This is a genomic window from Agrobacterium sp. LMR679, assembly GCF_027157905.1.
GTDB classification, from domain to species: Bacteria; Pseudomonadota; Alphaproteobacteria; order Rhizobiales; family Rhizobiaceae; genus Agrobacterium; species Agrobacterium leguminum.
In genome coordinates, this window is the sequence record NZ_JAPVOJ010000001.1 from 1,817,075 (window position 1) to 1,837,317 (window position 20,243).

The 20,243-nt window shown below is 61.5% G+C and carries 15 protein-coding genes and 1 pseudogene; 15 read left to right on the forward strand and 1 reads right to left on the reverse strand.

Translation table 11 applies throughout. From position 1 onward, the window contains the following. Positions 1–3 precede the first annotated feature (3 nt). On the forward strand, positions 4–801 hold the full coding sequence (locus tag O3W47_RS08520; RefSeq protein ID WP_135397232.1) for an NAD-dependent epimerase/dehydratase family protein: 798 nt from the start codon (positions 4–6) through the stop codon (positions 799–801). A 34-nt stretch (positions 802–835) separates the two neighbouring features. Further along, positions 836–1,546, forward strand: a complete 711-nt coding sequence (locus O3W47_RS08525) for a ribonuclease activity regulator RraA (RefSeq protein WP_127755770.1) — start codon at positions 836–838, stop codon at positions 1,544–1,546. A 3-nt stretch (positions 1,547–1,549) separates the two neighbouring features. Here the strand turns inward: O3W47_RS08525 and O3W47_RS08530 are convergent, their stop codons facing one another. Then, positions 1,550–3,901 carry a helix-turn-helix transcriptional regulator gene (locus O3W47_RS08530; protein ID WP_269313461.1) on the reverse strand — a complete coding sequence of 784 codons (2,352 nt, stop codon included), beginning with the start codon at positions 3,899–3,901 and terminating at the stop codon, positions 1,550–1,552. 136 nt (positions 3,902–4,037) lie between these two features. Here O3W47_RS08530 and O3W47_RS08535 point away from each other — a divergent pair, with 136 nt between their 5' ends. From O3W47_RS08535 to O3W47_RS08595, 13 genes and pseudogenes are all read left to right on the forward strand, one after another. Then, positions 4,038–5,066 (forward strand): ABC transporter permease, encoded by a 1,029-nt coding sequence (locus tag O3W47_RS08535; RefSeq protein WP_174023127.1) that lies wholly within the window; start codon positions 4,038–4,040, stop codon positions 5,064–5,066. Beyond that, positions 5,066–5,947, forward strand: coding sequence for an ABC transporter permease (locus O3W47_RS08540; protein ID WP_269313462.1), 882 nt, complete (start codon positions 5,066–5,068; stop codon positions 5,945–5,947). The genes O3W47_RS08535 and O3W47_RS08540 overlap by 1 nt, the downstream gene beginning before the upstream one ends. Before the next feature lie 4 nt (positions 5,948–5,951). Continuing rightward, on the forward strand, positions 5,952–7,598 hold the full coding sequence (gene nikE / locus O3W47_RS08545) for a nickel ABC transporter ATP-binding protein NikE (RefSeq protein WP_269313463.1): 1,647 nt from the start codon (positions 5,952–5,954) through the stop codon (positions 7,596–7,598). A gap of 17 nt (positions 7,599–7,615) precedes the next feature. Continuing rightward, positions 7,616–9,172 (forward strand): hydantoinase/oxoprolinase family protein, encoded by a 1,557-nt coding sequence (locus O3W47_RS08550; RefSeq protein ID WP_269313464.1) that lies wholly within the window; start codon positions 7,616–7,618, stop codon positions 9,170–9,172. Then, positions 9,165–10,298 (forward strand): DUF917 domain-containing protein, encoded by a 1,134-nt coding sequence (locus O3W47_RS08555; RefSeq protein ID WP_059753279.1) that lies wholly within the window; start codon positions 9,165–9,167, stop codon positions 10,296–10,298. Before O3W47_RS08550 ends, O3W47_RS08555 begins: the two co-directional genes overlap by 8 nt. Positions 10,299–10,341: 43 nt before the next feature. Next, positions 10,342–11,937 carry an ABC transporter substrate-binding protein gene (locus O3W47_RS08560; RefSeq protein ID WP_269313465.1) on the forward strand — a complete coding sequence of 532 codons (1,596 nt, stop codon included), beginning with the start codon at positions 10,342–10,344 and terminating at the stop codon, positions 11,935–11,937. 117 nt (positions 11,938–12,054) lie between these two features. Continuing rightward, on the forward strand, positions 12,055–13,131 hold the full coding sequence (locus O3W47_RS08565) for a DUF917 domain-containing protein (RefSeq protein WP_080819180.1): 1,077 nt from the start codon (positions 12,055–12,057) through the stop codon (positions 13,129–13,131). After that, positions 13,128–14,666 carry a hydantoinase/oxoprolinase family protein gene (locus O3W47_RS08570; RefSeq protein ID WP_269313466.1) on the forward strand — a complete coding sequence of 513 codons (1,539 nt, stop codon included), beginning with the start codon at positions 13,128–13,130 and terminating at the stop codon, positions 14,664–14,666. The genes O3W47_RS08565 and O3W47_RS08570 overlap by 4 nt, the downstream gene beginning before the upstream one ends. A 44-nt stretch (positions 14,667–14,710) precedes the next feature. After that, positions 14,711–15,656, forward strand: a pseudogene (locus tag O3W47_RS08575) (isoaspartyl peptidase/L-asparaginase family protein). Between the two features lie 103 nt (positions 15,657–15,759). After that, positions 15,760–16,665, forward strand: coding sequence for a LysR family transcriptional regulator (locus O3W47_RS08580; protein ID WP_135397249.1), 906 nt, complete (start codon positions 15,760–15,762; stop codon positions 16,663–16,665). Positions 16,666–16,845: 180 nt separating this feature from the next. Then, complete coding sequence (locus O3W47_RS08585) at positions 16,846–17,790, forward strand: ABC transporter permease (protein ID WP_003511005.1); 945 nt, start codon at positions 16,846–16,848, stop codon at positions 17,788–17,790. Beyond that, positions 17,787–18,605 (forward strand): ABC transporter permease, encoded by an 819-nt coding sequence (locus O3W47_RS08590; protein WP_269313467.1) that lies wholly within the window; start codon positions 17,787–17,789, stop codon positions 18,603–18,605. Before O3W47_RS08585 ends, O3W47_RS08590 begins: the two co-directional genes overlap by 4 nt. Continuing rightward, entirely contained in the window at positions 18,602–20,236 is a 1,635-nt protein-coding gene (locus O3W47_RS08595; protein WP_262531110.1) for an ABC transporter ATP-binding protein, read from the forward strand. Before O3W47_RS08590 ends, O3W47_RS08595 begins: the two co-directional genes overlap by 4 nt. Positions 20,237–20,243: the final 7 nt, after the last annotated feature.

Consider the following 20,243-nt stretch of genomic DNA (forward strand, 5'->3'; position numbering starts at 1 on the left):
CACATGTTGAAGCGATTGCTCATCACAGGCGCCGGCGGCAAGCTGGGCAGCATGTTGCGCGGACGACTTGGCCATGTCGCCGAGACCATCCGCCTTTCGGATGTCGTCGATCTCGGTGAGGCAGCCCCCCATGAGGAGCTTTTTCGCTGCCGGCTCGAAGACGAAGCGGCGGTTCATGAACTGGTGAAGGGCTGCGACGGCATCGTCCATCTCGGCGGTATTTCGGTGGAAAAGGCTTTTGATCCCATCGAGGCCGCCAATCTTCGCGGCGTCTACAATCTTTACGAAGCGGCGAGACAAAACGGCCTGCCGCGCATTCTCTTCGCCTCCAGCAACCACACGATCGGTTATTACCCGCAGGGACAACAGCTCGAGCCGGAAACGCCTTTCCTGCCGGATGGCCTTTATGGCGTCTCGAAGATTTTCGGTGAGGCGATGGCAAGTCTCTACCACTCCAAATTTGGCCAGGAGACGGCCATCGTCCGTATCGGGTCGTGCGAAGAAAAGCCCACCAACTGGCGGATGCTGTCGACCTGGCTCAGCTACGGCGACTTCGTCTCGCTGATCGAGGCCACCTTCCGCGTGCAGAAACTCGGCTGCCCAGTCATCTGGGGCGTCTCCGCCAATGACGACAGCTGGTGGGACAATTCCCATGTCGATTTTCTCGGCTGGCAGCGCCGAGACAATGCCGCGTGCTACGGCGCGGAAATCGAACGCGATGTGCCACGGCCCGATCCTGAGGCCGCAATCGCAAAATATCAGGGCGGCGTCTTCACAGACGAGCCCATTCACAGGACTTGAAACACACCCATCCGCCCATTGCGAGGAGACAGACATGAACAATGAAACGCGCGAAAAACTGCTGACGATTTCCGTCGCTACGCTGGCGACGGCGCTTTACAAGCGGGGTCTGCGCAACCAGGTCATTCAGGGCGTGCGCCCGCTTGGTTACAAGGGCAAGAACATGGTGGGCCCGGCCTTTACCCTGCGCTACATGCCGGCCCGCGAAGACCGCAACCAGCTCGTCGAATTCCGCAATCCCGCCCATCCGCAGCGCGTCGCCATCGAAACATGCCCGCCGGGCCATGTGCTTGTCATGGACAGCCGCAAGGATGCGACCGCCGCCTCGGCCGGCGATATTCTGGTAACCCGCCTGATGGTTCGCGGCGGCGCCGGCATCGTTTCCGATGGCGGTTTTCGTGACGCCGCCACCATTGCCGAACTGGATATTCCCGCCTACCACACCCGGCCTTCCAGCCCCACTAACCTGACCAAACACGAGGCAATCGAGATCAACGGTCCGATTGGCTGCGGCGATGCGCCGGTCTTTCCGGGCGATATCATTGTTGGTGATGCCGATTGCGTTATCGTCATCCCGGCGGGCATTGCCGACGACGTGGCAACCGAGGCGGTGGAAATGACGGCTTACGAAGATTTCGTGGTGGAGCAGGTCAAGGCGGGCCAGACGATCATCGGGCTTTATCCATGCACCAAGGAAGAGCACCAGACTTCTTTTGCCGAATGGCGCAAGAAGAACAACCGCTGAATTTTACAGCCATCCCAGTGCTTTCGCCGCGCGGATCGCCTCCGCGCGGCGTTTGCAATCCAGCTTGCGGAACAGGTTGCCGAGGTGAAACTTCACCGTCACTTCCGAGATATTGAGCGTCTGGGCGATCTTCTTGTTCGACATGCCGCTGGCCAGCAGTTGCAGCATCTGCGCCTCCCGCTGCGAAAGCCCGCCATGCAGGGCGCGTGCCTGTGGCGAGTTGACCGAGGCGGCGAAAATCGACAGCGCGGCGCGGACATCGGAAGAGGTTTCGATGAAACTGCGGATGCGGCGATTGTTCAGAAGCGGCGACAGGAAGACGCGTTCTTCCGACAGGACGCCATTGCAGCCAAGGCGGGTTGCCGATTCAAGAGCGGTGAGTATATGGGCGCGGGCGGCGGCGTTGTCGCGGCGCTGGTGTGCGGCGTAACTCTGCCAGATTCTCAGCGCGACCTTCTCGCGGTTGGTGACCTTTGGATTGGCGATCATCGCGTCAATCTGCCGGGAGAGATAGGCGCGCGGCGTGAAAAGATGCACCGCATCGCGCAGCCATGCCATGACATAGGCGATTTCGTCCCGCCGCGTCAGCCGGGAAAGGTCTTCATGGGCGCTCTCCACCCAGTTGCGGCCCATCGGCATGCGGATTGCCGAAAGCGTCGCGGCGGCATCCGCCCAGCGGTTGGCGTTCTGATAGGCAATGGCCGTCCTGATCTCCATCATCGCATGGAATTGCAGACCTTCCGAAAGATGAATCCACAGACCATCGAGAAAGCCCGGACGAACGGTCATTGGAAAATGGTCGATCAACACCTGCGAGGCGTAAAACAGGGCAAACTGCATCAGGCTCGGCCAGATTTCGGCAGCGGCGAAGTGATCGAATTCGTGCTCGACGAAATGCAGCAGGTCGCGCGGTTTTCCCGCTTCATAGGCAAGGCAGGCTTCCGCCAGCCGCAACATCCGGAACTCCTGCACGGCATCATGCGGCACCTGTTCCAGCCGTGCACGCGCCTCCTGCGCCGCCCGGCGGGCCAGAAGCGCATCGCCGCTCATCAACCGCAGCACGATCTGGTGCAGATGGATGAAGAATTCCAGCAGGGGCTGCCCGCCCATCTTGCGCAGATAGATCAGAGCGCGGGCGGCGGCGGCCTCGGCCTCACGGAAATTGCGGCGGCGGATTTCGAATTCCAGCAGCGCATTGTAATAGGCCGCCCATTTGCCGTGGTCGTCCATGGGGTAATCGGCCATGAACTCGGCGAGACGGGTTATCACCGCGTCATTGGGCGTCAGGTCCTCGGCAATCATCAGGTTCAGCCGGAAGGTGCGGGCCGCGAAGGAAAACCGCGAGCCACGTGCAAGCACCTTCAGCGGATCGAGGTAATCCGACCCGAGGCTTTTGCCGAGCAGATGGCGCACGCGTTGCAATTCACCCTGTTTCAGCAGCGCGCGAGTGACGGCAAATAGCACGGTCTCATTCGCTGTAATCATATCCTGCGAAAACCGCATGATGATTTCGCGAAAGCGGTCGACGCTGCTCCTGTAGATCAGTTCACGGCCATCGGCGCGCTCGAGGATTTGTGCGGCATGGGTCTCGTAACCGCGGTCCAGCAGCATGGCCATGGCGGCCAGCGAACGCCCTGCCTTTTCGAACGCCGAGGCGACCTCCACGACAGCGCTGCCGGCCTGCAATGTGGCGAGGCGTTCTTTTGCCGCAACCGTCAGAAGCCGTATCAGCGTGCGGTGATTGTCTGGTTTTCCCGTCAGAAAGGGCGGCAGAAGCTTGCTCCAGTCCGCATCGGGGTCTGCGGAGGGATTTTCGAGCCAGAAGGACAGTTCGACCGTCTGGGCAGGGGAAAGATGCGGCAGATAGCTTTCGCGCAGATAGTCGGCGCATAACGTTTCATCCGGCAGGCGCGCCAGCGACAGGAAGGCCGGCCACCCCGCATAATCCTCGAGTGCCAGATGCTTCTGTTCAGGCGGAAGGCTTTCCGCCTCATCCGGCCTGAAGGCCAGTTCGTCCGATCCTATGGTGAGCGAGCCGCGATGCAGGATGTGCCGCGCCATTCCGCTGATCCGCTGGTCCGGCCGGCAGGCGATGACGACGAAACGCACCGATTCCAGAATGGGGGCGGGCATGCGTACCGCCCGTGCAAAGACTGGAACGTCCCACAGCAGGCAGCCATTTGCCGCGTCGTCGCCTTGCGGCTGGTGCGTGCGGCATATCTGCGTTCCCAGTTCTTCTGCGAGCATCTCCAGCAGCACGCTTTTTCCCGCGCCCGCCGGCGCGCGCAGAAATACCACGCCCGCGGTTTCGCTGGCGATGCGGTGGCAGAGGCGGGGCCGGGGCAGGAGTGTCATCGGGAAAGGGATAGGATATCCAGATTTAAAAACCTATACTCATTCTTCAAAAAACTATACCTTTCGGCAATTGTTCAAACCGCCATCTGGTGAAAACTTGTGCTCACGCAACCGATGCACAAGGAACGTTCCACCGATGCAGCAACATCCGCTGGTCGCGATTTTGAACAGGCTCGGCACCTTCGTGCTGGTCATGATCGCCCTGTCCATCATGATTTTCGTGCTCGCTCGCGTGGTGCCGGGCGATCCCGCCCGCATGGCGCTCGGGCCTGCGGCAACGCAGGAACAGGTGGATGCGCTGCGCGGGGAGATGGGCCTCGACAAGCCGCTGGCCGTCCAATATCTCGACTATATCGGCAATGCCCTGCACGGCGATCTTGGTTTTTCGCTGGTGTCGCAGCGCCCCGTCACCACCGATCTGGCGCAGACCGTTCCGGCCACCGTCGAGCTGGTGCTGGTGTCGGTCATCTTCATGTTCGCCATCGCCATCCCGCTTGGCGTCATCACCGCGCACTATCGCGACCGGCCGCTCGATCACATCGGCCGCATCCTGTCGCTCACCGGGGTAACGATCCCGAGCTTTCTTTTCGCCATCACGCTGCAATTGCTGGCCGCCCGGTTTCTCTCCGGCTGGCCGATCATCGGCAGGCTTGACCACGGGCTCGGCTGGCAGGGCGGTCCGACCGGTTTCATTCTTGTCGACGGCATGCTGGCGGGACGTTTCGACGTCGTGCTCGATGCGCTGAAGCATCTCGCACTACCGGCATTTGCGCTTTCCATGGCAGGCATCGGCCAGATCACCCGCATCACGCGCTCCTCGATGATTGAAAACCAGCGCAAGGACCATGTGCTGACCCTGCAAAGCTTCGGCGTGCCGGAGCGGGTCATCATCTTCCGTTACCTGCTGAAGCTCTCTTCCATCGCGCCGCTGACGATCATGGGTCTCGAATTCGCGTCGCTGATCGGCAATGCCTTCGTGATCGAGATGGTCTTCGCCTGGGGCGGTTTTGCCTCCTACGGGTTGAACGCCATCCTGCAGAAAGACCTCAATGCCGTGACTGCCGTGGTGCTGGTGGCCGGCCTGTTCTTCATCGTTGCGAACCTGATCGTGGATGTCCTGATCTCGATCATCGACCCGCGCCTGCGCCGCAAGGAGGCTCGCTGATGGCTGATATGAAAATGCTCGAACCCACCGATCGCGGTTTAAGCGCCGGTTACATGATGTGGTATCGCTTCAGCCGCAATCCGGCAGCGGTCATCGGTTCGCTGATCCTCCTGTCGGTGCTGGTGCTGGCGGTCTTCGCGCCATGGCTCACGCCCTATCCCAAACATATCGGCGCGGTCGTCGATTTCCGCGCCCGCCATATGCCGCCGGATCTGGAACACTGGTTCGGCACCGACAAGGCCGGGCGCGATATCTTTTCCCGCACCATTTTCGGGCTGCGTGTTTCCCTCCTTCTCGTCATCGGCGTGCTCGGCATTTCGGTGCCGGTCGGAACCGTGCTTGGCCTCATCGCCGGTTATTTCGGCGGCTGGACCGAAAAACTCATCAGCGGCTTGACGAACGTGATGCTGGCCATGCCGCCGCTCGTCATGGCGCTTGCGGTCTCCAACCTTCTGGAGCCGACGCTGACGAACGCCATGATCGCGATCACCCTTCTGTGGTGGACCTGGCATGCACGGCTGATCTATTCGGTGTCGAAGTCCATTGCGTCCGAAGACTACATCGAGGCCGCGCGTCTTGCCGGTGCCGGCTCCCTGCACATTCTCTTTCGCGAAATCCTGCCCAATTGCGTCTCGGTCATATCGGTCAAGACGACGCTCGATGCCGCCTTCGTCATCCTGTTCGGCGCGACGCTGAGCTTCCTCGGTTTCGGCGTCAAGCCGCCGACCCCTGATCTTGGATCGATGGTCGCCGACGGGCGCCAGTTCATGCCGGATTTCTGGTGGGAAGTGCTCTGCCCCGGCGCGGCCGTGCTTTACGTGACGCTGGGTTTCAACCTGCTGGGCGACGGCCTGCGCGACATGTTCGACGTGGAAAGCTAAGGCCATGACTGAACCGCTTCTCAAGGTCGAAAACCTCAACGTCACCTTCACCAATTACGGCCGCACCCGACAGGTGTTGCGCGATGTCGCCTTCACGGTTGCCGCCGGTGAGCGCGTGGCGCTGATCGGCGAAACCGGATCGGGCAAGTCCGTCACCGCCAAGGCGATTATCGGTACTTTGCCGAAGAATGCCGCGATCACCTCCGGCGCCATCATCATCGATGGCCGCGACGTGCTTGCCCTGCCGCGCAGAGAACGTGAGGCGCTGAAGGGAACGGCGTTTTCACTGATCATGCAGGACCCGCTATCGTCCTTCAATCCGGTCTTCAAAATCGGCACCCATCTCGATGATGTCATGCGCTTTGCCGACAAACGCGACGGCGTCAACTCGTCGAAGGCAGAGCGCCGCAACCGTATCGCGGCCGTGCTGCGCCGCGTGCAGCTTGCCGATACCGAGCGGGTGATGAATGCCTATCCGTCCGAGCTTTCGGGCGGCATGCGCCAGCGTGTGCTGATCGGGCTTGCCCTGCTGCATCAGCCGAAGCTCCTGATCGCCGATGAGCCCGGCACGGCGCTCGACGTCACAACGCAGGATGAAATCCTCAACCTTATCAACCAGCTGGTTGCCGAAGAAAACATGGCGCTGCTGATGATCACCCACAATCTCGGCGTCGTGCGTAAGGTGGCGGACCGGGTCGTGGTCATGCACCACGGCGATATCGTCGAAACCGGCCCTTGCACGCAAATCCTGCATGCTCCCGCTGCGGATTATACTCGTTCACTGCTGGATGCCGTGCCGCCACTTTATGGCCAGCGCGTCACCGACCTTGCGCAAAGCACGCGGCAGCCGATCATCACCATCGAAGGCCTGAACAAGATTTACGGCAGGCGCAACGGTTATCACGCCGTGCGCGACGTGAACCTGACGCTGAAGCAGGGCGAGGTTTTTGGCCTTGCGGGTGAATCCGGCTCCGGCAAGACCTCGGTTGCGCGCATGATCATGGGCCTTTCGCGCCCCACCTCCGGCAATCTCGTCATTGACGCCCCGACGCCTGAGCGCGGCAAGCGGCTGACGCAGATCGTCTATCAAAATCCGGGTACTTCGCTCAATCCGAAGCGTACCGTCAGGCAGACGCTTTCACTACCGTTGAAATCCATCGGCATGGATGGGCAGGCGCGGGAAAGCCGGATGCAGGACCTGATGGGGCTGGTGCGGCTGCCGCAATCCTATCTCGGCAAATATCCGCACGAGCTTTCCGGCGGGCAGAAGCAGCGCGTGGCGATTGCCCGTGCGCTGGCCGCCGAGCCGAAAATCCTCATTCTCGACGAGCCGACTGCGGCACTCGATGTCTCCGTGCAGAAGACGGTGATCGACCTTCTGCTGCAACTGCGCGAGGAGCTTGGCCTCACCTATCTGATGATCTCGCACGACCTGTCGCTGATGCGCAATTTCTGTTCGCGCATCGCCATCATGCTGCGCGGCGAGATTGTCGAGGAGGGTGTGACGTCGGCGGTCTTTGCCGAGCCAGCCCATCCCTATACCCGCGCCCTGATCGCGGCCATCCCCGTCGTCACCGACGAGGAAGAACGTCTCAAACCCACCGTGACCGAGGAAGAGCGCATGCGCTTCCTCGTAAAAACGACCGATTGATGAAAGAGGAGCCTGACGTGTATCGCGTTGGAATTGACGTCGGCGGCACGAATACCGATGCCGTTGTGTTGCAGGATAAAACCGTTCTGGCGGGGGTGAAGGCCTCCACGACAGAGGATGTGACATCCGGTGTCATCGAAGCCCTTGAAAAGGTCGTCGAGGCATCGGGCATCGACAGGGCACGCATTGGCGCCGTGATGATCGGCACCACGCATTTTACCAATGCGGTGATCGAGCGTCGGCATATGGACGAGGTGGCCGCCATCCGTCTCGGCCTGCCTTCCGGCGCCGGCCTGCCGCCCATGGTCGACTGGCCGGATGATCTCAAGGAAATCGTCGGCAACCACGGTTATCAGGTGCGCGGCGGTTACGAATTCGACGGCCGCGAAATTTCGCCGCTCGATGAGGACGAAATCGTCCGCATCGCCGCCGATATCCGCGCCAAGGGCCTGAAGGCCGCTGCCGTCACCTGTGTTTTCAGCGGCATCAATGATGCGATGGAGCTGCGGGCGAAGGAGATCCTGCAGGAGCGCTGCCCGGGCCTGCCGGTGGTGATGTCCAAGGATATTGGCCGTCACGGTCTGCTTGCGCGTGAAAGTGCTGCAATCATGAATGCCAGCCTGCTATCGCTTGCCGATCGCACCGTTGCGGCTTTCGGCGAGGCGCTGAAGGCTGCGGGCATTACCTGCCCGTTTTATATCACCCAGAACGACGGCACGCTGATGGCGGCGGATGTGGTGCGCGGTTTCCCCGTGCTCACCTTCGCGTCCGGCCCGACGAATTCCATGCGCGGTGCGGCCTTCCTCACCGGCCTCAAGGATGCCGTGGTGGTGGATGTCGGCGGCACCACCTCTGATGTCGGCTCGCTATCGCACGGCTTCCCGCGTCAGGCCTCGACCACGGTGGATATTGGCGGGGTGCGCACCAATTTCCGCATGCCTGACGTCTTCTCCATCGGTCTCGGCGGCGGCTCGCTGGTGGTCAATGGCGACCACGGCCTGACCGTCGGGCCGAAATCCGTCGGTTACCGTGTTCGCCGCGAGGCGCTCTGCTTCGGTGGCTCGACCCTGACGGCGACCGATATCGCGGTTGCCTCCGGCAAGGCCGATGTGGGCGAGAAGGCGCTGGTCGCCAGCCTCGACAAAAAGCTCGTGGATGCGGCGGTCGGCAAGATCAACGACATGCTTGAGGCCTGCGTGGAGCGCAGCCGCATCTCGTCGTCGCCGGTGCCGGTGATTGCCGTTGGTGGCGGCTCCATCCTGATGCCGGATCGGATCGGTGACCTCGAAGTCATCCGGCCTGAGAATTTCGCGGTGGCCAATGCCGTTGGCGCGGCCATTGCGCAGATCAGCGGCGAGACCGACCGGGTCTTTTCGCTGGTGGACGGACGCACGCGCGAGAGCGCGCTGGCCGAGGCGGAAGCGGAGGCCCGCGAAAAGGCGATTGCCGCCGGCGCGATTGCCGAAACGCTTGATGTCATCGAGCGCGAGGACATGCCGCTTGCATACCTGCCCGGCAACGCCACCCGCATTCATGTGAAAGTTGTTGGAGAAATGGGAGCCAATCATGGCTGAGACACGCAAGCTGAAATATGACGAAGCGGCATTGCGGACGCTGACCCGTGAAGATCTCGACGCGCTGGAAATCGGCGCCGGCATTCTCGGCACAGGCGGCGGCGGCAATCCCTATCTTGGCAAGCTTCTGGCGCTGGAAGCCATGAAGGCCGGTTACGAGATGAAGATTCTCGCAACCGACGCCATCGAACCGGACGCGCTCTGCATGTCCATTGGCGGCATCGGCGCGCCTGTCGTTGGCGTCGAGCGCATTCGCGAAGGACGTGAGGGCCTGCGTTGCCTGCGGGCGATGGAGGAGTTGATCCGCACGCCTGTCGACGCCATCGTCTGCGAAGAAATCGGCGGTTCCAATTCCATGAACCCGCTGGTGACGGCGGCGCTGGGCGGCCTGCCGATCCTCGATTGCGACGGCATGGGCCGGGCTTTCCCGGAAATGCAGATGACCACCTTCTCCATCTACGGCCACAGTTCTACGCCATCGGTGATGTGCGATCTGCACGGCAATGCCGTCATCTTCAGCCATGCCGTTTCCGAAGTCTGGCACGAGCGCATGGCGCGCGCCTGCGTCGTCTCGCAGGGCGGCGGCGCAATGCTGGCGACCGCGCCGATGCAGGCGCATTACGTGCACCAGTATGGCATTCCGAAAACCTATACCAAGGCGATTGCCATCGGTGAGGCGGTGATCCGCGCCCGCAAGCAGCAGGAAGACCCGATTGCCGCGGTCTGCGCGCTAGAAGGCGGAAAGCGCATCTTCAACGGCAAGATCACCGATCTGAAGCGCCACCTGCGCGGCGGTTTCGCGGTCGGCGATCTTACGCTCTCCGGCTTCGACGATTGCGCGGGCCAGACGGCGGGCGTCGCCATCCAGAACGAATTCCTGCTGTTTTCCCGTGACGGCAAGGTGGAAGTGACGGTGCCCGACCTGATCGTCCTGCTCGATGTCGATACGGGTTATCCGATCACCACCGAAGTGCTGCGCTACGGCCAGCGTGTGGCCGTCATCGCCATCCCCTGCCACGACCTGCTGCGCAGTGCCCGCGCGCTTGAGGTCGTTGGGCCGGCGGCCTTCGGTTATCCGGACATTCCTTTCTCACCGCTGCCCGTTCCGGTCAGCAAGGCTGCCTAACCATAAGCGGGGCCAATGACCCGCAATAAAGAGGAGAACGATAATGAAAATGCCTGTACTTTCTTCCCGTCTCGCCGCGCTGGCGCTCGGTACGGCGCTTGCGTTGCCGCTTGTTTCTTCCGCAGCCCTTGCGGAAGACAAGGTATCGGTCGCGGTCAACACCATGCAGATATTCAGCTCGCTCGACCCGGCGAAGGTGACTGATTACACCGGCTATATGGCCATCGTGAACATGTATGACGGCCTGACCACGGTGAACGCCAAGGGCGAAATCGTGCCGCATCTGGCGAAATCCTGGGATATTTCGCAAGATGGCCTGACCTACACCTTCCACCTGCGCGACGATGCGAAGTTTCAGGATGGTACGGCGGTGAAGGCTGCCGATCTTGCCTGGTCGATCCAGCGCCTGCTCGGCATCAACAAGGGCCCGTCGAACCTCATCGTCGGCGTTCTGAAGCCCGAAAACGTCACCGCGCCTGACGATGCCACGCTGGTCATGAAGATCGAGCGCCAGTTCTCGCCCTTCATGGCGGCGACGCCCTTGATGATGGCGATGAACAGGACGCTGATCGAAGCCAATGCCAAGCCGGAAGACAAGTGGGGCGAGGCCTATGTCGGCGAACATTCCGCCGGCTCCGGCCCCTACAAGCTCGTCAGCTACAACCGTTCCGCCGACATGGTCATTGCCCGCAATGCCGATTATTTCCTCGGCTGGACCAAGGGCAAGCCGATCGACGAAGTGCGCTTCGTGCAGACCAGCGACGACGCCACCGTCAAGGCGCTGGCGGAAAAGGGTGAACTCGGCCTTTCCTCGCACGGGCTTGGCAACGACACCTATGAATCCATCGGCCGCATGAAGGGTTACAAGCTGATCCAGACTCGCACCGCCGGCGGTTTCGTCATCAAGCTCAATACCAAGGTCTATCCCACCGACGACGTGCACGTTCGCCGCGCCATCGCCTATGCGACGGATTACAAGACGATCCAGGAAGTGATCTATCCGGGCTTCGATATGAAGGGACCGCTCTCAGACGCGTTCAAGGATGCGCATAATGGCGATATCCAGCCCGGCGTCTACGATCTGGATAAAGCCAAGGAAGAACTGGCGAAGTCGAAATATGCCGGCCAGAAGATCACGCTGGTTAACAGCTATGTCGCGTCGCTGGCCTTCGAGGCCGAAGTGGCGCTGCTTCTGCAATCCAGCCTCGAGCAGATCGGCATCACGCTCGATATCAAGCCGGAGCCGTGGAACCGCATCGTCGAGCTGTCCTCCAAGCCCGAAACCACGCCGGCATCGACGCAGGTGAACATCTCTCCGACCTATCCGTCGCCGGACGCGATGTTCTACAACCAGTATCATTCCAAGGCTTCCGGCACCTGGATGTCGATGGAATGGTTGCAGAACGCGGAAATCGACGGCCTGATCGACAAGGTCCGCGCGACCACCGATGTGAACGAGCAGAACGCCACCTACAAGGAACTGCAGACGAAGATCGCCGATCTTCAGCCGGACGTCTGGGCCGTTGCGCCGAACCGCCGTTATGCGGCGAACAAGTGCCTTCAGGGTTACGAGTTCATTCCCATGCAGAGCTGGGACCTGAACTTCTCCAATTTCCATTGGGACTGCAAGGCGGAGTGATCTCCGCCTCATGAAAGCCGGCCCCGCCACAATGGCGGGGTTGGCCAGACTTGGAACTTCAAAGGGAAGGAGCATCGCTTGCGGCCGGAAAGGCTGCGGCATGCCCGAGGATGACGCATGATCCAGGAATTTTCCGAAGACGATATCGAACCTCTGGCCACCGGCGCCTGGATTCTGGGAACGGGGGGCGGCGGCAATCCCTATATCTCGACGCTCAACCTGCGGCGTCTTTATGCCGAGGGCAGGCGGGTGAAGGTCATGGATCCCATGGCGCTCGCCGATGACGATATGGTCGCCGTCGTCTCCAAGATGGGTGCGCCGCTTGTCGGTCAGGAGCGGCTGGGGGATCCTGTCCATCTCGCCCGTGCCGTCGAGGTGATGGAGGATTATCTCGGCAAGCCGTTCCGGGCGATCATGAGCGTTGAAATCGGCGGTTCCAATGCGCTGTCGTCCTTCCTCGCCGCCGCTGTGCTCGACCGGCCGGTCGTTAATGCCGATGCCATGGGACGCGCCTATCCCGAGGCGCAGATGACATCCTTTGCAATCGGCAACCTGCCGATGTTTCCGCTGTCGCTGGTCGATGTGCGCGACAATGAGGTGATCGTGACGCGCGCGGCATCGTGGAAATGGATGGAGCGCATCTCGCGCAAGGTCTGCACCGAAGTCGGCTCCACCGCCGCCACCTGCAAGGCGCCGCGCACCGGCAGGGAAGTGAAGGAATGGGGTATTCACTACACCGTCACCAAGGCGACCGAACTTGGGCGCGCGGTGATGGAGGCGCGTGCGCGCCACGACGATCCGGTTCAGGCAGTTCTTAACCACGAGGGCGGCAAGCAGCTGTTCCGTGGCAAGGTGGTGGATGTGGCGCGTGAGACCACCGGTGGTTTCCTGCGCGGCAGCACGACCATTGAAGGTATCGATGCCGACCGGGGTTCGCGCATGGAACTGGCCTTCCAGAACGAATGGGCGGTCGCCTTCCGCGATGGCCAGCCGGTGGCCATGACGCCCGACCTGCTTTGCCTTCTCGACACTGTCTCGGGCGGCGCCATCGGTACGGAATCGGTGCGTTACGGCCAGCGTGTCACGGTTGTCGCCTTGCCGGCGCCGGAGCTTTTGACGACACCTGCCGGCATCGCCGCCGTTGGCCCGCGCGCCTTCGGTTATGACATTGACTTCAGATCGGTATTCCCATGAAACGCATCGGTATTGACGTTGGCGGCACCAATACGGATGCCGTTCTGATCGATGGAGACACCATCGTCGCTTCCATCAAGGTCCCGACCACGCAGGATGTCCTGTCCGGCGTAAAGGCGGCGCTTGCCCATGTGGCAGGCCATGTCGGCGCGGCGGACCGGCCGATTGATGCGGTGATGATCGGCACGACCCATTTCACCAATGCGGTGGTGGAGCGCGCCCGGCTGGAACGGGTCGCGGCCATCCGCATCGCATTGCCAACAGGTTCTTCACTGCCGCCGATGTGCGATTGGCCGAAGGATCTTCGCGAGGCCGTTGATCCGCTGATCTTCATGGTCCACGGCGGCCATGAATATGACGGCAGTCCGCTGGTGCCCATGGTTCCCGATGAAATTCGCGAAGCGGCGATGAAAATCCGCGATGCGGGTATCACTTCCATCGCCATTTCCGCGACCTTCTCACCGCTGACGACGGAGTGCGAGGTACGGGCGGCGGAAATCGTCCGTTCTGTGATCCCTGATGCACGCATCACGCTTTCCCATACGCTTGGCCGCATCGGGCTTCTGGAGCGAGAAAATGTCGCTCTCCTGAATGCAGCGCTGCAAACGCTCGGCAAGACCACGGTTCAGGCGTTTTCGGATGCGCTGCGCGAAGCAGGCGTGAAGGCGCCGTTCTATCTGACCCAGAATGACGGCACCGTGGCGCTCGCGGATGTGGCCGCCGCCAACCCCGTGCACAGTTTCGCTTCCGGCCCGACCAATTCGATGCGCGGTGCGGCCTTCCTCACCGGGCTTTCCGATGCGATGGTGGTGGATGTCGGCGGCACCACCTCCGATATTGGCTGCCTTGTCGGCGGTTTTCCGCGGGAAGCGAACAATATCGTCCATATTGGCGGGGTGCGCACCCTGTTCCGCATGCCCGATCTTCTGCCGATTGCGCTCGGCGGCGGCACCATCGTCGACCCTGAAACAGGCAAGATCGGCCCACGCTCGGTCGGTTACCGCATCCTGACGGAAGCCCGTGTTTTCGGCGGCGAGACGCTAACGACATCGGATATCGCCGTGGCCGCAGGCCTGATCGAGATGGGTGACCGCGACCGTGTGAAAGACCTCGATCCGGCATTCGTGCAGGCCTCGCTTCAACGCATCCGTGACATGGTGGCCGACAGTTTCGACCAGATGAAAACCTCGGCCGAAGACGTGCCGCTGGTTGCCGTCGGCGGCGGGGCTTTCCTGATCCCCGAGACGGTTCCAGGTGCGTCGGAAGTGCTGCGTGTGGAAAATGCCGGCGTTGCCAATGCGCTGGGCGCGGCGATGGCGCAGGTTTCCGGCGAGGTCGATCAGGTCTTTTCCGGACTGAGCCGGGACGAGGCCCTTGCGAAAGCCGAGATCGAGGCGCGGAACGCAGCCGTTGCTTCCGGCGCGGAGCGGGCGAGCCTCAAGACGCTTGAGGTGGAGGATATCCCGATCGCCTATCTGCCGGGCGGTGCTCGCAGGGTGCGCGTACGGGTCATCGGCGATATCGCCTTTCATTGATGGTAAGAGGCCCTGCCGGAGTAGGATGACGAGGGAGTGAGCACATGACGAAGATCGCACTGGCCATTCATGGTGGTTGCGGCGTGATGCCGGAAGACAGCATGACGTCAGAGGAGTGGGCTGCTGCGCGCGACGATCTGGCGGCGGCACTGCGCGCCGGTTATGGCGTGCTGAAGGCTGGCGGAACCGCGCTTGAGGCGGTCGAGGCGGCGGTCGTCGTCATGGAGGACAGCCCGCATTTTAATGCCGGGCATGGTGCCGCACTCAACGAAAACGGCATTCACGAACTCGATGCATCCATCATGGACGGTGCCACATTGGCGGCGGGCGCGATCAGCGCGTCCCGTGCCATCCGCAACCCGGTGAAGGCGGCGCGTGCGCTGATGGTCGATGAACGTGCCGTCTATCTGACGGGTGAGGCGGCGGACCGCTTTGCCAGGGAAAAGGGGCTAGCCACCGAGCCTCAATCCTACTTCACCACGCAAAAGCGCGTGGAGGCACTGTCGGCGATGAAGCGTCATGCCGCCACAGGTACGGAAGCGACTGAAAACGAAAAGCACGGGACCGTCGGCGCAGTGGCGCTCGATGCGGCGGGGCATCTTGCTGCGGCCACCTCGACCGGCGGTTACACCAACAAGCCGGACGGCCGGGTGGGAGACAGCCCGGTGATCGGCGCCGGCACCTATGCGCGGGATGGCGCCTGTGCAGTTTCCGGGACCGGCAAGGGCGAGTTTTTCATCCGTTATGTCGTCGGCCACGAGATCGCGTCCCGCGTTGCCTATCTTGGGCAGGATCTGGAGACCGCCGCCGGGCAATCTCGTGCACAAGGATCTGGTCCCCTACAATATCGGTGCCGGCCTAGTGGCGATCGATGCCGAAGGCGGCATTGCCGCACCCTATAACACGCCCGGCATGTTCCGTGGCTGGGTGACACCATCGGGCGAGGCACGCGTGGCCACCCATGACACAGTCTATGAGGTGAAATTGTAGGTCGCTGTCGCGGGTAGGATAAAAAACCGGTGACAGGAAGCGCTATCGGCGGCAAAAGGTTTGAACCGTTACCGGCTCGTTTTTCATCCATGGTGCTGGCCTCATGAACATCAAGCAGCTCGAAGTCCTGCGCACGCTTCTTTCCACTGGCTCGACCATTGCCACGGCCAAGGCCATGGGTCTCAGTCAGTCCGGTGTCAGCCGGCTTCTGGCGCAGCTCGAATCGGATCTGTCGCTGACGCTGTTTGCCCGCGACAAAGGGCGGCTCATTCCGACGCCGGAGGCCGCACTTCTTGCCCGTGATGCCGAAAATGTGCTGCTCGCCGTTGATCGCATGTCCGGCCACGCCGAAGATCTGCGCAATGGTGCCGCCGGCCCGGAAATCGTTCGCATTGGCCTGCCGAGCAGCATGTGGGAAAATTTCGCGCCCGCCATGCTGATCGACTATGTCCGGGATTTTCCCGGCGTGCGTATCGAAACCTTCTTCGAGACGACCACCGCCATCAACAAGCTGGTGGGCGAACGGGTAATCGATCTGGGTTTCCTGCGGATGGAAGGCGAGATCGGACCGGGCATCGATGTCGAACGTGTTGCGACCGGCAAAAGCGTTTGCGTGGTCCGGCAGGATCATCCGCTGGCTGAACTCACCGAAATCACCGTTAAGGATCTGCGCAATGTTCCGCTCATCCTGATCGGCCGGCAGCGGCCGAACCGTATGGCGCTCGATCAGGTATTCAAGAAGGCCGGCGTCAAGCCGATGGTGAAGATCGAGACCCATACCAACAGTTCCGCCTGCGCCTATGTGGCGCACGGGCTGGGGGTAACGATCATCAGCAGTTTTTATGCTAACCTCTATCGGCACCTTCCCGTTGTCGCCCGACCATTCGTTCCGCAGGCGACACAGGAATTCGGTCTTGCCCGCGCTTCCGGTGCACCCTTGTCCATCGCGGCGCAGGCACTGAGCGATGCCCTGAAGCGGGAAATCCAGCTTTCGCAAAAAATCGACTGAAAACGGGATTTTGAGCGGAAAATCTCATTGTCCTCATCAGGATAGAACGCGCCGCCATTCTGCATAGGCATATGACATTTACGCATAATATTGCGGGATATTTCTCAATCCGTCATAGTCACCAGCAACGAAACCGATAGAGGCGGGATGTCATTCCCGGCCATCAATCGTGGGGAACCGATGATAAGATTCATACTGAGCCGTCTTTTGATGGCGCTGCCGACGATCGCATTCGTGTCGATCACGGTCTTTGCGCTCATCCGCTTCATTCCGGGCGATCCGGCTGCCCTGATGCTGGGCGACATGGCGCAACCGGAACAGATCGAAGCCATGAGGACCGAACTCGGCCTCGACAAGTCCATGCCGCAACAATTCGTCATCTGGGCCGGCAATGTGGTGCAGGGCGATTTCGGCCGCTCCATCGTTAATGACGAGGCGGTGTTGCCGCTGGTCGTCTCTCGCTTTCTCGTCAGCGCCGAGATCGTCGTGGTCGCCGTGCTGCTCGCCAGCCTGATTGCGGTTCCGGCGGGTGTGATCGCGGCCTGGAAACAGAACAGCCTGACCGATCTTGCGCTGGTGGGAACAGCAACCCTGCTCCTCTCCATCCCGACATTCTGGCTGGGCCTTTTGCTTCTGCTGTTTTTCGGCCTCAAGCTCGGCTGGCTGCCGGTGCTGGGATATGTGTCGATCAGCGATAATCTTGTTGGTGGCATGCTTTATCTCGTCCTGCCCGTCATGACGCTTGTCATCCACGAAATGGGTGTTCTGATCCGCATGGCGCGCGCCTCGACACTGGAAGTTTTGCGGCTGGATTACATCACCCATGCCCGTGCCAAGGGCCTTTCGGAAAGCGCCGTGCTCTGGCGGCACGCCTTCAAGAACGCCTTCGGCCCGACCTGGACGATGATAGGCCTCATCCTCGGCAATCTCCTCGGCGGCATCGCTGTCATCGAAACGGTGTTCACCATTCCCGGCCTCGGACGGCTGATGGTCGACAGTATTTTTGCCCGCGACTATCCGGTCATACAGGGCTGCCTGCTGTTCGTCTCGCTGTCCTATGTGCTGGTCAACCTGTTCGTCGACCTTCTTTATCCCCTCTTCGATCCGCGTGTGGTTGCCGAATGAAAAAGTTCACACTTAACGGGCTTATCGGCGGCTTTCTCATCGCCCTCCTGCTCATCACCGCCGCAACAGGTCTGTTCTGGACCCCCTATGACCCGATGAAGCTCGGTTTTGCCTCGCGTCTGGCCGGCCCAAGCGCCAGCCATCTTCTCGGCACCGACGAATTCGGGCGCGATGTTTTGAGCCGCCTGATGGTCGGCGCGCGCGCCAGCGTCTGGATCGGCTTCCTGACGGTCAGCTTCGCGACGATCTTCGGCACGCTGATCGGCCTTGTCAGCGGTTATGCGCGGGGCTGGGTGGATGGCGTCATCATGGCCATCAACAATGCGCTCTTGGCCTTCCCGGGCATTCTGCTGGCGCTCGGCCTGCTCGCGGTTTTCGGCGCAAGCCAGTATGGCATCATCTTCGCGCTCGGCATCGCCTATACGCCATCCATGGCCCGCGTGGTGCGCGGTGCCGTGCTTTCTCTGCGCGAGCGGGAATTCATCGAGGCGTCGCTGGTGATGGGCAATGGCGAGATCTACACCATGTTCCGCCACATCCTGCCCAATTGCATCGCGCCGATCACGGTTCTTGCCACCTCCATGTTCGGCTGGGCCATCCTGTCGGAAAGCGCGCTCTCCTTCCTCGGCCTTGGCGTGCCGCCGCCGGCGCCCACCTGGGGCAACATGCTGGCCGCCGGCCGTCCCTTCATCCAGCAGGCCGTTTGGCTCGGGCTTTTCCCCGGTCTCTGCATCGCGCTGACGCTGCTTGGCATCAATCTTCTGGGCGATGCCCTTCGCGACAGGCTTGACCCGCGTATGAGAGGTCTCAAATGACTGTTAATACACTTCTCACCGTTCGCGGCCTTTCGCTCGAAGTCGCCAGAACCGGCCATCGGGTGGTCAAGGATGTCTCCTTCGATATTGCTGCGGGCGAAATCTTCGGCATCGTCGGCGAAAGCGGCTCGGGCAAGACGCTTGCCACCCGCGCGCTCATCTCGCTTCTGCCACCGGCCATCGCCGTCACCGGCGGGTCGATCATCTACAAGGGGCAGGATGTCATGTCCCTGCCGGTGAAGGATCTTCGGCGTTTGCGCGGCGCGGAGATCGGCGTGGTGTTTCAGGAGCCGATGACCTCCCTCAACCCATCGATGACGATTGGCCGGCAGCTGGAAGAGGGGCTGATCCTTCACACGAAGTTGTCGCCCGAAGAGCGCCGCGAGAAAATTCTCGACATGCTGCGCCGGGTCGGCATCCGCGATCCCGAAGGTGCGCTGACGGCCTATCCGCACGAGTTTTCCGGCGGCATGCGCCAGCGCATCATGCTGGCCTCTGTCATGCTGCTGAAACCGGCCCTGCTGATTGCCGATGAGCCGACGACGGCGCTTGACGCGGTCATCCAGCGCGATGTCATGGAATTGATGGTGGAACTGACGCGGGCGGAAGGCACCGCCGTTCTCCTCATCAGTCACGATCTGCCGATGGTGGCGCGTTATACCAGCCGCATCGTGGTGATGGAAAAAGGCACGATAGTCGAACAGGGCCGCACCGAGGACCTGCTGGACGCGCCGCAGCACCCCTATACGAAAAAGCTGCTTTCCTCCCTGCCATTCCGTGGTGAGCCGCGCAGCATCGACACCTCCAAGGCGCCAATGGTTTCGGCCCGCGATATCGTTGTGGATTATGCCGGCCGCAAATCGCTGCTGAAAAAAGCCAAACCGAAGCGGGCGCTGCATGGTGTCAGCATCGATATTCATGAGGGCGAGGTCGTGGCGCTCGTCGGCGGTTCCGGTTCCGGCAAAACGACGCTTGGCCGCACCATTGCCGGGCTCGTCAAGGAAAGCGAGGGGCATATCCGCTTTCAGGGCCGCGAGCGCAACGAGGACTGGAAGGATTATCGCCTCAACTGCCAGATGGTGTTTCAGGATCCCTATTCCTCGCTCGATCCGCGCATGACCATTCAGGCGCTGGTGGAGGAGGCATTGCGCCTCGTGCCTGACCTAGACCAGGCCGCCAAGCGCAAGCGGGCGCTGGAAACGCTGGAGGAAGTGGGGCTCGGCGCCGATTTTGCCGCCCGCTACCCGCACGAGCTTTCCGGCGGCCAGCGCCAGCGCGTGGCGATTGCCCGCGCCATTGCCCGCCGTCCGCGGTTCCTGATCGCCGACGAACCGGTCTCGGCGCTCGACGTGACAGTGCGGGCGCAGGTGCTCGATCTCTTTTCCGATTTGCAGAAACGTTACGGCTTTTCCTGCCTGTTCATCAGCCACGATCTTGGCGTGGTGGAGCAGGTGGCCGACCGTGTCGTCGTCATGCAGGACGGCCGCATCATCGAAGAGGGTGACCGCGACACGATTTTCGACAGTCCGAAGGAAGCCTATACGCGCCGGCTGCTCTCGGCCATTCCCGCCCTCGACCAGAATGAAAAGGGCGGCGTGACACTGAAATGGCGTCTGGAAGATGAAGTTTAACAGGAAG